The 14,140-nt window shown below is 59.9% G+C and carries 11 protein-coding genes and 1 pseudogene; 10 read left to right on the top strand and 2 right to left on the bottom strand.

Annotated features, from left to right (window positions below):
* Window positions 1–14: 14 nt before the first annotated feature.
* Window positions 15–1,523: an arylsulfatase gene (locus tag AC1DPR_RS26970; RefSeq protein ID WP_477817552.1), complete on the top strand. Its 1,509-nt coding sequence runs from the start codon at window positions 15–17 to the stop codon at window positions 1,521–1,523.
* A gap of 135 nt (window positions 1,524–1,658) precedes the next feature.
* Here AC1DPR_RS26970 and putA read toward each other — a convergent pair whose 3' ends face one another.
* Window positions 1,659–5,369: a trifunctional transcriptional regulator/proline dehydrogenase/L-glutamate gamma-semialdehyde dehydrogenase gene (gene putA / locus AC1DPR_RS26965; protein WP_477817551.1), complete on the bottom strand. Its 3,711-nt coding sequence runs from the start codon at window positions 5,367–5,369 to the stop codon at window positions 1,659–1,661.
* Between the two features lie 118 nt (window positions 5,370–5,487).
* Between putA and AC1DPR_RS26960 the strand changes: the two genes are divergently transcribed.
* The 7 genes from AC1DPR_RS26960 to AC1DPR_RS26930 all read left to right on the top strand — a co-directional run bounded on the left by AC1DPR_RS26960 (window position 5,488) and on the right by AC1DPR_RS26930 (window position 11,793).
* Window positions 5,488–5,958 (top strand): Lrp/AsnC family transcriptional regulator, encoded by a 471-nt coding sequence (locus AC1DPR_RS26960; RefSeq protein WP_025662412.1) that lies wholly within the window; start codon window positions 5,488–5,490, stop codon window positions 5,956–5,958.
* Between the two features lie 142 nt (window positions 5,959–6,100).
* On the top strand, window positions 6,101–6,985 hold the full coding sequence (locus AC1DPR_RS26955) for a dihydrodipicolinate synthase family protein (RefSeq protein WP_477817550.1): 885 nt from the start codon (window positions 6,101–6,103) through the stop codon (window positions 6,983–6,985).
* 5 nt (window positions 6,986–6,990) lie between these two features.
* Window positions 6,991–7,668, top strand: a complete 678-nt coding sequence (locus tag AC1DPR_RS26950) for a GntR family transcriptional regulator (protein WP_192303034.1) — start codon at window positions 6,991–6,993, stop codon at window positions 7,666–7,668.
* A 51-nt stretch (window positions 7,669–7,719) separates the two neighbouring features.
* Complete coding sequence (locus tag AC1DPR_RS26945; RefSeq protein WP_169684169.1) at window positions 7,720–9,051, top strand: ABC transporter substrate-binding protein; 1,332 nt, start codon at window positions 7,720–7,722, stop codon at window positions 9,049–9,051.
* Complete coding sequence (locus AC1DPR_RS26940) at window positions 9,051–9,992, top strand: carbohydrate ABC transporter permease (RefSeq protein ID WP_113583462.1); 942 nt, start codon at window positions 9,051–9,053, stop codon at window positions 9,990–9,992. The genes AC1DPR_RS26945 and AC1DPR_RS26940 overlap by 1 nt, the downstream gene beginning before the upstream one ends.
* Complete coding sequence (locus tag AC1DPR_RS26935) at window positions 9,992–10,807, top strand: carbohydrate ABC transporter permease (RefSeq protein ID WP_018860105.1); 816 nt, start codon at window positions 9,992–9,994, stop codon at window positions 10,805–10,807. Before AC1DPR_RS26940 ends, AC1DPR_RS26935 begins: the two co-directional genes overlap by 1 nt.
* Window positions 10,804–11,793 (top strand): sugar kinase, encoded by a 990-nt coding sequence (locus AC1DPR_RS26930; protein ID WP_477817549.1) that lies wholly within the window; start codon window positions 10,804–10,806, stop codon window positions 11,791–11,793. The genes AC1DPR_RS26935 and AC1DPR_RS26930 overlap by 4 nt, the downstream gene beginning before the upstream one ends.
* A gap of 3 nt (window positions 11,794–11,796) precedes the next feature.
* Here the strand turns inward: AC1DPR_RS26930 and AC1DPR_RS26925 are convergent.
* A pseudogene (locus tag AC1DPR_RS26925) lies at window positions 11,797–12,315 on the bottom strand (LysR substrate-binding domain-containing protein); the annotation flags it as partial.
* 172 nt (window positions 12,316–12,487) lie between these two features.
* Here AC1DPR_RS26925 and AC1DPR_RS26920 point away from each other — a divergent pair.
* Together AC1DPR_RS26920 and AC1DPR_RS26915 are read left to right on the top strand one after the other, a co-directional pair.
* Complete coding sequence (locus tag AC1DPR_RS26920; protein ID WP_477817548.1) at window positions 12,488–13,234, top strand: SDR family NAD(P)-dependent oxidoreductase; 747 nt, start codon at window positions 12,488–12,490, stop codon at window positions 13,232–13,234.
* Window positions 13,235–13,269: 35 nt separating this feature from the next.
* Window positions 13,270–14,106 carry an SDR family NAD(P)-dependent oxidoreductase gene (locus AC1DPR_RS26915; protein ID WP_477817547.1) on the top strand — a complete coding sequence of 279 codons (837 nt, stop codon included), beginning with the start codon at window positions 13,270–13,272 and terminating at the stop codon, window positions 14,104–14,106.
* Window positions 14,107–14,140: the final 34 nt, after the last annotated feature.

The following is a 14,140-nucleotide window of genomic DNA, read 5'->3' as shown; positions in this document are numbered from 1 at the left end:
CAGGGAGGTCTAATATGGAATGGCTTAGACACTGGCGGCCGATGGCCGAAGCACTGGCAATGGCGTCCTGCCTCAGCGTGCATCCGTTTTCTGCCGGAACCGCATCCGCTCAGCCAGCAAAACCGAACATCGTGTTCATTCTCGGCGACAATATCGGCTACGGAGACATTGGCGTTTACGGAGGCGGGAATTTGCGTGGATCGCCGACGCCGCGCATTGACCAGCTTGCCTCCGAAGGGCTGCGACTGACGCAGTTTCTGGTCGAGCCCTCCTGTACGCCGTCTCGCGCAGCCTTGATGACAGGACGCTATTCCATTCGTTCCGGACTGTCGTTGGTTGCTGTTCCGGGCACGTCTTTTTCCTTGCCGGCAAACGAAGTCACGATGGCGGAAATGCTGCATGACGCAGGCTACGCGACCGCAATCTTCGGCAAGTGGCATCTCGGTGCGCAAGCCTACAGTCAACCGCAAAACCAGGGTTTCGACGAATTCTACGGTATTCCGCCCGGCGATACCTGGGACGCATTTGGAATGATCCGGCAGGCAAAGCAGACGAACGCGCTCGATATCCCTCTCGACAAGGGGCCACAAATCGTCGAAGCGAGCCGCGGCCAGCCACTTAGATCCGTGAAGCCGTACACAGAGGAAGTGCGCCGCGAAATCGATTGGGAGCTGGCGGATCACGGCATCGACTTCATGAAGCGGCAAAAATCGGCGGGCAAGCCGTTCTTCCTTTACCTGCCGATATCGCGCACGCACTTCCCGAACCTGCCTTCGAAACGGTTCGAGGGCGCGTCGCGGATTGGTCAGTTCGGAGACTCCCTGATGGAGGGCGACGCGATTGTTGGAACGATGCTTGACGCAATCAAGGACCTTGGCGTTGAGCAGGATACGATCGTGGTCTTTGCATCAGACAATGGGCCGGACGGCCCTGGCGCAAACCGGTTCGGCGGCGACATGCCCGATATTGGCAGTTCCGGACCGTATCGTGGTGCGCTTGGCGAGATCAGCGAAGGCGCGATACGCACGGCCGCGGCGATACGCTGGCCGCAACGGATCAAACCGGGATCTTCGTACGCGATGTTTTCGATCATGGATTTCTTCCCGACCTTCGCTCACATCGCCGGCGCCAAAGTGCCGGATGACCGGCCGATCGACGGTGTGGATCAAACCAGCCTCTTGCTGGGAGAGGACGACGACGGTGCCCGTGATCATCTGCTGACCTTCGTCGGGTCGGAATTGGTCGCAGCCCGCTGGAAACAGTTCCGTGCGTATTTCGTCAACGTGGCGCCGGGCCGTAGCGGCGCAGGGGGCGCAACGTTGATGGGAGGCGTTGGCGCGAGTGCTGCACCCATGAACGGTTATCCGCAAGTGTTCAACATCGAGGCCGATCCACAGGAGGAGCACAATATCGGCGAGATGTACAACTGGGTTCTGGGGCCGCTGCTGCAGGCGGTGGGAGAATATAAGGCGAGCCTTGCGCGATCACCAAACCCACCGGCGGCGAACATGACAAGGTTTTAGCTGCCGCAGCCTTGCGCGAACTCAAGCACAACTCGTTGCATGGTCGCCAGTTCCCGATTGAAGTACACGGAAAACAAATCCTGGTCAGGCGCAGCTGGTTGCGCCTGAAGCAGGGCATCTGGTTTCTTGATCGACCTAGCCGATCGACATCAGGCTGGCATTGCCGCCGGCCGCGGCGGTATTGATCGAAGTGGATACCTCTTCCAGAAGCCAGTTGAGGCAATAAGCATCAGGATCGCGCTCGAGCTTTTCTGTCGAGGCGGATTGTGTCAGCAGCAATGGGCCCGGCATCGCGGCGATCTTTGCGAGCATGGCGGAGACACGATCAGCGTCGCCTTCGACAAGTGCGCCGGCCATGGGCTCGGTATCGTCAGTTGCCTTCTTCCAGGAAATCCGCTGCGCGACGCTGACGGGAACATCTTTCAGCGTCGTGCGGAGGCTCCCATCGCATTCGATTACCGCTCTGTTGCCGGTCGCAAGCACAGCCGAGACCTGGCGAATGACGCCGGTCCGGGAGACCGGAGCACACAGGATCGCTCCACGGGGATGAAGAGCATAGAGGTTGCGCTCACCGACTGGGCCGGCAAGTTCGGTTTCAAGTCCCAGGGCCGACTGGCTGCCGAGATGGCGTGCCATTTCAGCATCCTCGGAAAGGCCCTGCTGGTCCAGCCACTTCGCAAAGTCCGAAAGAGCCGGGTCGCTGTAGACGGAACTGTGCTGCGGTGGGATTGGTGGCGTCGTCACCAACCGCCCGAGATAGAGCGGCCCGCCCGCTTTCGGGCCGGTGCCCGACAAGCCGCGGCCACCGAAGGGCTGGACGCCGACAACTGCGCCGATGACGTTGCGATTGACATAGAGGTTGCCGGCCTTCACCTGCGAGGTAACGTTCGCAATCGTTTCGTCGAGGCGTGTATGGAGCCCGAAGGTCAGGCCATATCCGGTTGCATTGATCTCGTCGATCAGGTGGCCGAGGTCCTGGCGGCGCCAGCGAACGACATGGAGAACAGGCCCGAACACTTCGCGCTTGAGTTCAGAGATCTTGTTGATCTCAATGATTGTCGGCGCAACGAAGGTGCCATTCCTGGTCGCATCGGGCAATTCGACGCGCTCCACGGCACTGCCGGAACGGCCCATGGCATCTACATGCTTCTCTATAATGTCCTTGGCTTCGGCGGTGATTACCGGGCCGATGTCGGAGGCCAGCCGGTTGGTGTTGGCGATCGAAAGCTCGCGCAACGCCCCCTTGAGCATGGCCAGCGTGCGATCAGCGACGCCTTCCTGCAGGCACAGGATACGAAGTGCCGAGCAGCGCTGCCCGGCGCTGTCGAACGCAGAGGCGATCACGTCGCCAACGACCTGTTCGGCGAGCGCCGAGGAATCGACGATCATGGCATTCTGACCGCCAGTTTCGGCAATCAGCGGGATCGGCTTGCCATCCTTTGAGAGACGCTTGGCAAGTTCCGCCTGGATCAGTCGGGCGACCTCGGTCGAGCCGGTAAACATCACAGCGGCGGCTTCAGGCGCTGCGACCAGGGCCGCCCCTACCCTTCCGTCGCCAGGAACCAGTTGGACGACATCGTCGGGGATACCAGCCTCATGCAGGATGCGAACTGCTTCGGCGGCGATCAGCGGCGTTTCTTCCGCGGGCTTGGCAAGAACCGGGTTGCCGGCAACAAGAGCAGCAGCCACCTGCCCGGTAAAGATTGCCAGCGGGAAGTTCCAGGGGCTGATGCATACGACCGGTCCGAGTGGCGCATGCGAAGGGCCAAGAGTTCGGCGGGTCTGCTCGGCGTAGTAGCGCAGGAAGTCGATTGCCTCGCGCACTTCGGCAATCGCATTGAGCAACGATTTGCCGGCTTCGCGGATGATGAGGCCGAGCAAGGTCTCCATCCTCGCCTGCATGATGTCGGCAGCCCGATCAAGAAGTGCTGCCCTTTGACCCGGCGTTACCGATCCCCAGGACGAAGCAGCTTTCAGGGCGATCGCGGCTGCCGAGGCGACCTCTTTTGCGGTTGCTTCGCGTACTGTTCCGACAAGGTCGCGGTTGTCGGCCGGGTTGAGAACGTCGCGGGCAGTTCCCGCCTCGGTCTGGTTGGTTGGCGCAGCCGACCACGAGACGGTGGCGCTCGCCTTCAGTGCTTCTGTAAGCGCCTGCAGCGATGTTTCATTGGAGACATCAAGGCCGGCAGAGTTGCGGCGCTGGCCGTAGAGGTCGGAGGGAAGCGCAATCTTGTCGTGCTTCTGGCCGGGCACCTGCATTCTCGCGACAATCTCAACCGGATCGGCGACAAGCTCGTCGATGGAGACATTGGGGTCGGCAATCCGGTTGACGAAGGAGGAGTTGGCGCCGTTTTCGAGAAGGCGGCGCACAAGATAGGCAAGCAGCGTTTCATGGGTGCCGACAGGAGCATAGATGCGGCACGGGCGGTTGAGATTCTGCCGGCCCACAACCTCGTCGTACAGTGGCTCGCCCATACCATGCAGGCACTGGAACTCGTACTTGCCGACGTAGTAGTCGGAACCGGCCATGTGGTAGATGGTGGCGAGCGTCTGGGCATTGTGGGTGGCAAACTGCGGGAAGACGGCATCGGTCGCGGCAAGCAGCTTCTTGGCGCAGGCTATATAGGAGACATCCGTGTAGATCTTGCGGGTAAAGACAGGGAAGTCTTCAAGGCCATCAAGCTGCGCGCGCTTGATTTCGGCATCCCAATAGGCGCCCTTGACAAGTCGAACCATGATGCGGCGACCGGCGCGGCGGGCAAGATCGATGATGAAGTCGAGGACGAAGGGGCAACGCTTGCCATAGGCCTGGACAACGAAGCCCATGCCGTTCCAGCCGGCAAGGTCCTCGTCCAGGCACAGCGTTTCGAGGATATCGAGCGACAGTTCCAGCCGGTCGGCTTCCTCTGCGTCGATGTTCAGGCCGATATCATAGGACTTGGCGATCAGCGCAAGTGCCTTCACCTTCGGCAGCAATTCGCCCATGACGCGCGCGCTCTGGGCTCTCGAATAGCGGGGATGGAGGGCCGAAAGCTTGATCGAAATGCCGGGGCCTTCGTAGATGCCGCGGCGGTCGGATGCCTTGCCGATCGCGTGGATCGCCGCTTCATAGTCCTTGTAGTAGCGTTCGGCGTCGGCGCCTGTCGTCGCGGCCTCGCCCAGCATGTCGTAGGAGTAGCGGAAGCCGCGTTGTTCAAGCGGCCTTGCCCGCTGCAGCGCCTCGTCGATCGTTTCGCCGGTAACGAACTGCTCGCCCATCATGCGCATCGCCATGTCGACGCCACGCCGGATGACAGGCTCGCCGCAGCGTGCAATCAGGCGGGTGAGCGCTGCCGAGAGGTTGCGATCGTTGACTGTCGAGGTGAGCTTGCCGGTCACCACCAAACCCCAGGTCGCGGCGTTGACGAAGAGCGAGCGACCACCGCCGAGATGCGACTTCCAATCTCCTTCAGCAATCTTGTCGCGGATCAGGGCATCGCGCGTTGCTGTATCGGGGATGCGCAGCAGGGCCTCGGCTAGGCACATGAGTGCCACGCCTTCCTGGCTCGAAAGAGAATATTCGTGCACGAGCCCTTCGACACCGGTGCCCTTGTGCTTGGCGCGAAGCGCTGCAATGAGCCTGCGAGCGGTTGAAGCGGCGTCTTGGCTGACCTTTTCCGGAAGCGTCGCAGCCTCGATGAGGCGCGGAACACAGACGGTCTCCGGCGTGCGGTAAGCTGCCGTAATGGCACGACGCAGTTCGCTTTGCGGTCGGACCGCCGGCGCGAAACCCTCGAAAGGATTTGCAGCCTCACGCGGCTGCGCGCCATTGGTTTTGTTGCCCACCGTATCGTTGGTGATCGTCATGTCTTTGCTCCAGATCAGGTATGGCTGATACATAGCAGATCTATGAAGTTGATTTCACTTGAAATAGGCCTGAATGAAATGTATTTGCCTAATTTATACGGAAATCAGAGGCAATATCGTGACTACCATCGCAAACGGCAGAGAAATCGACCAGTTCGACCACAGGATTATCGAGGCCCTTGTCGCCGACGGTCGCATGTCGATTACCGATCTTGCAAAGAAGGTCGGCCTGTCCAACACTCCTTGCCAGGTCAGACTAAAGCGATTGATCGAGGATGGCTATATTCTTGGCTTCCGCGCAATCGTCGACGTGAAGAAACTTGGCAAGAATCATGTCGCGTTCACAGAGGTAAAGCTCTCCGACACGCGTGAGCACGCGCTGAAGGCCTTCAACATCGCCGCGCGGAAGCTGCAGGAAGTCGAGGAGTGCCATATGATCGCCGGCGCTTTCGACTACCTCTTGAAGATCCGCACATCAGACATTGCCAATTACCGTCTCGTGCTCGGCGAGAAGATATCGAGCCTCCCCTTCGTCGCCAGTACATCGACCTTCGTGGCCATGGAGGCGGTCAAGGAAAACGGCGCCTGAAGGTCGACCTGACCTAGCTCATCCTAAATTATCCACCGCCCGTTCTGTTTGCCGCGGGGGAAATTTCCATGGCCATATATTACCTATTTACAACTAACATGTCAGTCTGCTACGTCTAACACATTGCCTTGGAGGATGGATATTGACTGAGAAATTTGGGCTTTCCGTTGCGCTAGCCACGCCGTTCGAAATCAGCGGCGAGATCGCTGTAGACACGATGATTAGGCAGGCAAAACAAAGCCTTGCAGCGGGATGTTCGAGTGTCACGCTTTTTGGCACCACCGGCGAGGGATCGTCGATCGGGACCCAGGAGCGCGAACGTATCCTCGGAGCATTCCTGGATGCCGGTATCGAGCCGCGGAAGATCGTCATGGGGGTGCTTGTTGACGCCGCCGAAGATGCCGCAGCCCAGGCGGGGTACGCGCTTTCGCGTGGCGTGCGCAACATCCTGCTTGCCCCGCCCTCCTACTTCAAGAATGTCAGCGATGACGGCCTCTTCAAATGGTTCTCGGCGGTCTTTGTGATCCTCGGCGACAAGGCGCGCGACATCATCGTCTACAATATTCCCTCGGTCACGATGGTGCCCCTGACCGTGTCTCTGATCGGGCGTTTGCGGACGGCCTTTCCAACGGTTGTCACGGGCGTGAAGGATTCGTCCGGCGACTGGCCGTTCACCGAAGCCCTTTTGAAGGCGCACGGTGACCTCATCATCCTGATCGGCGACGAGCGCCACCTCGCAAAGGGTGTCCGCCTCGGCGGACAAGGCGCGATCTCGGGGATGGCGAACTTCCTGCCCGCGGAGGTCAAGATGATGGCGGAAGAAGGCAGGGACGATGCCCGCGTCGAGGATTTTGTCGCCGAACTTCTGAAGTATCCGGTTACCCCGGCAGTCAAGGTCATGGTGGCCAGGCAAACCTGCGACGATGTTTGGCTTGCGGTTCGCCCACCACTCATTTCKATATCTGGCGAGGGACAGGAGCGGCTTGCTCTTGCCTTCGATTCACTTTTCCGCTCCAAGGCTGCATAGGCACCATGTACGAGGGGGAGGCAATGGACGGACTGGAGGAGCAGCCGACGCTGCGGGAAAAGGCGTATGAAAGCTTCACGCGCCACCTGCTGGCGCGCGACGTGCGTCCGGGCCAATTTGTCTCCCAGCGCCGCCTCGTCGAGTTGACCGGCCTGACGCTTGCTGCGATTCGCGAGCTGATCCCGCGGCTCGAGGCCGAAGGACTGATCAAGACGGTCCCGCAGCGCGGCCTGCAGATCGCCCATATCGACCTCAATCTCATCCGCGAGGCTTTTCAGCTCCGGCTCTTCCTGGAGAAGGAGGCGGTGGCGCTCTTCACCCGCTCCGCCTCCGATGAAACGATTGCGGGGCTCATCAAGCAGCATCGCGATATCGCCGAAGCCATCGCCAGTGGCGACGCCTCCCACGAGCTTGAAGTACGCGCACAAGCCGTCGACTGGGGCATGCACGACGCCTTCATCGACGCGCTTGGCAATACGATCATTTCCAACGCCTACCGGGTCAATTCGATCAAGATGCGCCTGATCAGCCAGGAACGCTTCCGTATCGACGGGCGTGTCGGTCCTGTCATGGGAGAGCATCTGAAGGTCCTGGAGGCGATCGAAAGCCGCTCGGCCGAGGATGCGGTGAACAACCTCGCCGCTCACATCAACCACGCCAGGGATCGTGCCCTGCGGATCTAATTGCATCATAGCCGGCGATGAGGAGATCGGCGGCAACAGAGGAGGACTTACATGCCATCATCATTCTTGAATCCCACCCGGCGCGGCTTTCTCGCCGGTACCGCGGCACTCGGCGCCGGAAGCCTCATGGGCATCCGCTCTGCATCGGCGGCCGTCGACTGGAAGCGTTTCGCCGGCACGACGCTGGAAGTCAATCTGGTCAAGAGCCCTCGCAGCGAGACACTCATCAAGTATCTCCCGGAGTTTGAAGAGCTGACGGGCATCAAGGTCAATGCAGAAGCGACGCCAGAGCAGCAACAGCGTCAAAAAACCACGATCGAACTGAGCTCAGGCAAGCCGAGTTTCGACGTGGTGCATATGAGCTATCACGTCCAGAAGCGACAGTTCGAAAAGGGCGGCTGGCTTGCCGATATCAGCGGTTTCCTCAAGGATCCATCGCTGACTGATCCGTCGCTGGTCGAGAGCGACTTTGCCGGCGCCGGCATGACCTTCGCCAAGGACCCTGAAGGCGTCCTGCGCTCCCTGCCCTTCTCGGTGGACTACTGGATCGTGTACTGGAACAAGGCGCTCTTCGAAAAGAAGGGGCTTTCCTATCCGACCACATTCGAGGAAATGGCAAGCGCTGCCGAAGCGTTGACGGATCCCTCGACCAACACCTATGGCTTCGTCGCTCGTGGCCTGAAGAACGCCAATACACCGGTCTGGACGACGTTGTTGCTCGGCTACGGATCGAGCCCGCTTGGAGCGGACGGCAAGCTGCGCACCAATTCCGAAGAGGCTGTGGAAGCGGCTAAGCTCTACCAGCGCCTGATGACCAAGGCGGCCCCTCCCGGCGTCTCCGGCTTCAACTGGGCAGAAGCCCAGTCGGCCTTCCTGCAGGGCAAGATCGGCATGTGGCTCGATGGTGTCGGCTTTGCGCCGCCGATCGAGAACCCGGAAAAGTCGCGTGTCGTCGGCCAGGTGGGTTACGGGATCATGCCGAAGGGTCCGAAGGCCCAGGCGGCGGCGACAACCGGAGACGGTCTCGGCGTCGTGGCTGCAAGCCAGAAGAAGGAAGCCGCATATCTCTTCTGCCAGTGGGCGATTTCCCATGACATGGGTGCGCGCCTGCTGCAGGCTGGCGCCGGCGTTCCCTTCCGTCAGTCGGTCCTTGAGGATCAGAAGGTGCGCGAAGGCGTGAAGATGCCGGCCGCATGGCTCGATGCTGTCGCAGGTTCCGCAAAGGTGTCGCAGCTTGCCCTGCCGATCATCATTCCCGTCACGGAGTTCCGCGACATCTATGGCGTCGGGCTCACCAACATGATCGGTGGCGCCGATCCGGCTGCCGAGCTGAAGACGGCGACGGCTCAGTTCGAGCCGGTGCTGGCACGAAGCGAGGGATAATGTCTTCGGTGAGCATGGAAGCCGCAACCGCGGCCAAGGCCAAGCAAAAGCAGAGGAGCAAACCGGGTCGGTTTGCTCCCAACTACTGGCCTTTCGTCATTCCCGCGCTGATCGTCGTGGCGGCTGTCATCGTTTTTCCCTGGGTCTTTACCCTGTGGATGAGCGTCAACAGCTGGACGCTTGGCCAGGCACAGGTCTTTGCCGGGTTGGATAACTACCTGCGCCTGGCGGTCGACCTGCGCTTTTGGGACTCGTTGTGGCATACCGTGCTCTACACGACGTTGTCGGTCGTCGCTCCGCTTTTTCTCGGAACGCTGGCTGCACTCATCTTCGATACCCAGTTTCCACTGCGCGGTATCCTACGCGGGGTGTTCGTGATGCCGATGATGGCGACGCCGGTCGCCATCGCGCTCGTCTGGACGATGATGTTCCACCCGCAGCTCGGGGTCCTGAACTACCTGCTTTCCTATGTCGGGATCGGTCCGCAGGAATGGATCTACAACCAGATGAGCGTCATTCCCTCCCTGGTGCTTGTGGAAACCTGGCAATGGACACCGCTCGTCATGCTGATCGTGCTCGGGGGCCTCGCCGCCGTCCCGCGCGAGCCCTACGAGAGCGCGGAAATCGATGGCGCCAATGTCTGGCAGAAGTTTCGTTACCTGACACTGCCGATGATCGCGCCGTTCCTGATGATCGCCGTGATCATTCGCAGCATCGACGCGGTCAAGAGCTTCGACATCATCTATGCGATGACACAGGGCGGACCGGGCACCGCTTCGGAGACGATCAACATCTATCTCTATAACACCGCGTTTTCCTACTATGACATCGGATATGGCTCGGCGATGGCGGTCGTCTTCTTCGTTCTGATCGTTGTGCTTTCCTTCATTCTGCTGATGATAAAGCAGCGCGCCAACTGGTCCGACGGGGAGGCACGCTGATGAAGCGCAAGGCACTCGATCGCATCGGACTTCTGTTCGTGGCGCTGGTGATGGTATCGCCGGTGGTGCTGTTCTTCCTCTGGATGATCTCACTGTCATTGAAGTACGAGATCGACAACGGCGCCTTCCCCCCGATCTTCATCCCCGAACGCTTCGCCTGGTCGAACTACCTCAAAGTGTTCGAGGAAAACAACTTCTTCCTTTATCTGTGGAATTCTGTCCTGGTAACGGGTGCGGCAACGCTTCTGGCGCTTGTTATCGGCGTGCCGGCTGGTTACGGCATTGCCCGCCTGAAGGCCGAGAAATCCGCCGTCGTCATCATGATTGCGCGTATGACGCCCGGCCTTTCCTTCCTCATTCCGCTGTTCCTGCTGTTCCAGTGGCTGAACCTGCTCGGCACGCTCTGGCCACAGATCATCATTCACCTCGTCGTAACCGTCCCGATCGTCGTCTGGATCATGATCGGCTATTTCGAAACGACGCCGATGGAGCTGGAAGAAGCCGCAAGTATCGACGGGGCAACGCCCTGGCAGGTTTTCCGCCTGGTGGCCCTGCCGATCGCAAGGCCCGGGATCGTCGTCGCCTTTATCCTGTCGGTCATTTTCTCCTGGAACAACTTCGTGTTCGGCATCGTCCTTGCAAGTCGCGAGACGCGTACGCTGCCTGTCGCGGTCTACAACATGCTGTCGTTCGAGCAGGTCAGCTGGGGTCCGCTTGCAGCCGCGGCCTTGATCGTCACCCTGCCGGTATTGATCCTGACCGTCTTTGCGCAAAGGCAGATCGTTGCCGGCCTGACGGCGGGTGCGGTGAAGTGACACCGACGATCCCGACCAAGCAGCAGCCGAAGCCGGCGCGGCGTATTCTGTGCGTCGGAGCCGCTGTGCTTGACACGCTCTTCAGGGTCCATGTCATTCCTGCCGGCCAGGGCAAAGTGCTGCCAACCGACATGTTGCAGATCGCAGAAGGGATGGCCTCGAGTGCCGCTTATGCTGTTGCAAGGCTTGGCGGGAGCGCCAGCATCTGGGGCGCTGTCGGAGATGACGAGACCGGCGAGCGCATCATCGGCGATCTGGCTGCAAGCGGCATCGATACCGCTGGCATGCGTTGCGTGGCGGGCGCCCGCTCAGCCGTATCGACGATCCTGATCGATGATGCCGGCGAACGTCTGATCATACCGTTTTATGATCCGAGGCTGCATCACGGCGTCCAACCCGTCACCGCTGAAGATATCGCGGCATTTGATGCAGTTCTGGTCGACGTGCGTTGGCCAGAGCTTGCTCTCAAGACATTGCTTGCGGCCCGCCAAGCAGGCATTCCTGCCATCCTCGATGGCGACGTTGCGCCCGAAGGCGTGATCGAGATGCTGGGGCCGGCAGCAAGCCACATTATCTTTTCGCAACCGGCTGCTGAACGACTGACGGGAGCATCAGATCCGGTGTCGATCGTTCGCCTGTTGAAGGAGACGTTCGCTCATGCCTTCGTCAGCGTGACATTCGGCGAGAGAGGCTCTTACTGGTTCGATGATGATGACGCCCTTATCCGTCATCTCGTGGCACCACGCATTAGAGCCGTCGATACGCTGGCTGCGGGCGATATCTTCCACGGAACCTTTGCGCTGATGCTTTGCGAGGGCATGGCGATAGAGGATGTGATGCGCTCGTCATCGATGGCGGCGGCCATCAAGTGCCAGACGTTTGGAGGGCGCATCGGGGCGCCTGATCGAGCAGAGCTTGTTGAGGCGTTGACGAGCTGGCCGGCTCGTGCGGTCGACGTCACCCGACCCGCTGACCAAGCTGTTTGAAGATCACGCGGCCTTCGACACGGTCATCGAACAACCGGACGCCTTGAGCGCGCCTTCGACAACATCAACGAACAGCCTGCGGAACCAGACCGAGCGGCCGTCCGCGCGATCTACGCGCCGGTAGAGCATCCTCACCGGATCTGCCGGAAGCTCGATCGGTGGCTCAGAGATTTCGAGCCCGTGCAACTGCGCAATGCAGCGGGCAATCGATTCCGGGATGGTCGCGATCGCCGGCATTGCCCTCAGAGCCGGCGGCAATGCCGAGAAGCGAGGCACGGTGGCGACGACCCGGCGACGCAGGCCGGCCTTGGCATGAACTGTATCGAGATTCGTCGATGACACCGTGACATGGGCGGCATCGACGAAGTCTTCCAGCGTCAGCGGTGCTTTGCGCATTAGTTGTGTGGGGTCATAGACACAAACGGAACACTGGCTGAAAAGCGGCTGCCGGATGTGCCAGGACGCCGTCTCCTCGTGGACTGCGACACTGAAGTCGCAGGCGCCATCGTCGCGCATGCGAGCCTTCACGCAGGCCCGTGGGGCGAAGCACCCAAACCTAGCCATCATCATGGGCAGGGTTTCTACAACGCACAAAGCGCTTACTCATCCAGTGCATCGTGACATGCTCCACTTGACAAGGTTCCACTGGCCTTTTATTTAAAAGACCGCTGGTCTTTTAAGTTGGATGAACATCGTGTTAAAGCCGTTCGATAATAAAGTGGCGTATGTAACGGGCGCTGGAACCGGGATCGGCGCAGAAATTGCGAAGACCTTAGCCGGACGCGGGGCGGCAGTGGCTCTCGTTGGCAGGGGTGAAGCATCTCTGAGAGACATTGAAGCTCAGATCACATCAGATGGCGGGACGGCCATCACTTTGCCCGCGGACATCAGTGACGAAGCTGCCGTCGAGCGTACGATTGCACAAACAATCGATAGGTTCGGCGCTGTACATCTGGCGGTGAACAACGCGGGAATCCCAGGTGACAACCGTGCGGTTGGTGATCTCGATGCAGAGCGGTGGACCGAAATCATCGGGGTGAACCTATCCGGCGTGTACCTTTGCATGAAGCACGAAATCAAAGCGATGGAAAAAGCCGGCGGCGGTAGCATCGTCAACGTCTCTAGCGTCTTTGCCGACCGTGGTCTTGTTGGCCGGTCAGCCTACAGCGCCAGCAAGCACGGACTTCGCGGGCTCACCCGCTCAGCTGCGATCGAATACGCAAGGAGAGGCATCCGTATCAATGAGATTCAGCCTGGCGTTATCGCCGTCGCCCGGCAGAACTCCAACGCAGACGAAGTCGGAAAAATCGCGGAGCGAATTCCGCTCGGCCGCCTCGGCCATGGAGCCGAGATAGCCACGGCAGTCTGCTTTTTACTATCCAATGACGCTTCCTATGTCACGGGCGCCCATCTTGCTGTCGACGGCGGCTTCCTCAGCTGAAGCTGCCGTTACCCAACCTCAAACGGAGAAATCACATGACAGACAATAAAACCTGGCTCATCACGGGAAGCTCCCGTGGCCTGGGCCGACAGCTCGCTGAAAGCATACTGCAAGCAGGTGGAAACGTTGTTGCAACGGCTCGAGAGAAAGCTCAACTAAGTGGTCTGCTCGAGCGATATGGTTCAAAAGTAAAAACCCTCTCCTTGGATGTGACTGACACCATAGCTGCGCATCGCGCCGTGGCTGAGGCAGTCCAGACTTTTGGTCGCTTGGATGTCCTCGTTAACAACGCAGGATATGCGGATGTCGCTTCGATCGAAGACATGAGCGAGGAGATGTTTCGAGCCCAAATCGACACGAACTTCTACGGCGTCGTAAATATGACGCGAGCTTCTCTCTCCGTTATGAGAGCACAGGGTGCGGGACACATAATCCAGATCTCGTCTGTCGGCGGTCGTGTCGGCGGGCCCGGGCTCGGTGCCTATCAAGCCGCCAAGTGGGCGGTAGGCGGCTTCTCGGAGGTTCTCGCGAAGGAGGTCGCGTCCTTCGGCATTAAGGTCACAGTTGCCGAGCCGGGCGGGATGAGGACGAACTGGGCGGGTTCCTCAATGAATGTGCCTTTGGTCAGCGGGGCCTACAAGCCTGTTATTGAACCTGTAGTGCAGCGTCTCAGGGATTCAGACGGGAGGCAGCCGGGTGATCCAGAACTGATTGCGAAGGTTCTCCTGGATGTTGCCGCCATGGATGCCCCTCCCCTTCGCCTCCTGCTTGGTCGCGACGCTGTAGCGGTAGCGAAGATGGCCGCTGACAACCTTGCCGCCTCCGACCAAAAATGGCGGTCCGTCAGCGAGTCCGTTGTCTACGCAGCATAAGCCAGAGAATTGGTTTAGAAGATTGGGCTAGACC

The sequence above is a fragment of the Rhizobium sp. 01T417 genome (genome assembly GCF_056398905.1).
The sequence above is the reverse complement of the archived record's forward strand: the minus strand, read 5'-3'. Positions and strand labels throughout refer to the sequence as shown.

What these genes read in the sequence shown, in the direction of transcription:
- AC1DPR_RS26970 (WP_477817552.1), top strand. Translation starts at nt 15, where the DNA reads ATGGAATGGCTTAGACACTGGCGGCCGATGGCCGAAGCACTGGCAATG.
- putA (WP_477817551.1), bottom strand. Translation starts at nt 5,369, where the DNA reads ATGACGATCACCAACGATACGGTGGGCAACAAAACCAATGGCGCGCAG.
- AC1DPR_RS26950 (WP_192303034.1), top strand. Translation starts at nt 6,991, where the DNA reads ATGTACGAGGGGGAGGCAATGGACGGACTGGAGGAGCAGCCGACGCTG.
- AC1DPR_RS26945 (WP_169684169.1), top strand. Translation starts at nt 7,720, where the DNA reads ATGCCATCATCATTCTTGAATCCCACCCGGCGCGGCTTTCTCGCCGGT.
- AC1DPR_RS26940 (WP_113583462.1), top strand. Translation starts at nt 9,051, where the DNA reads ATGTCTTCGGTGAGCATGGAAGCCGCAACCGCGGCCAAGGCCAAGCAA.
- AC1DPR_RS26935 (WP_018860105.1), top strand. Translation starts at nt 9,992, where the DNA reads ATGAAGCGCAAGGCACTCGATCGCATCGGACTTCTGTTCGTGGCGCTG.
- AC1DPR_RS26915 (WP_477817547.1), top strand. Translation starts at nt 13,270, where the DNA reads ATGACAGACAATAAAACCTGGCTCATCACGGGAAGCTCCCGTGGCCTG.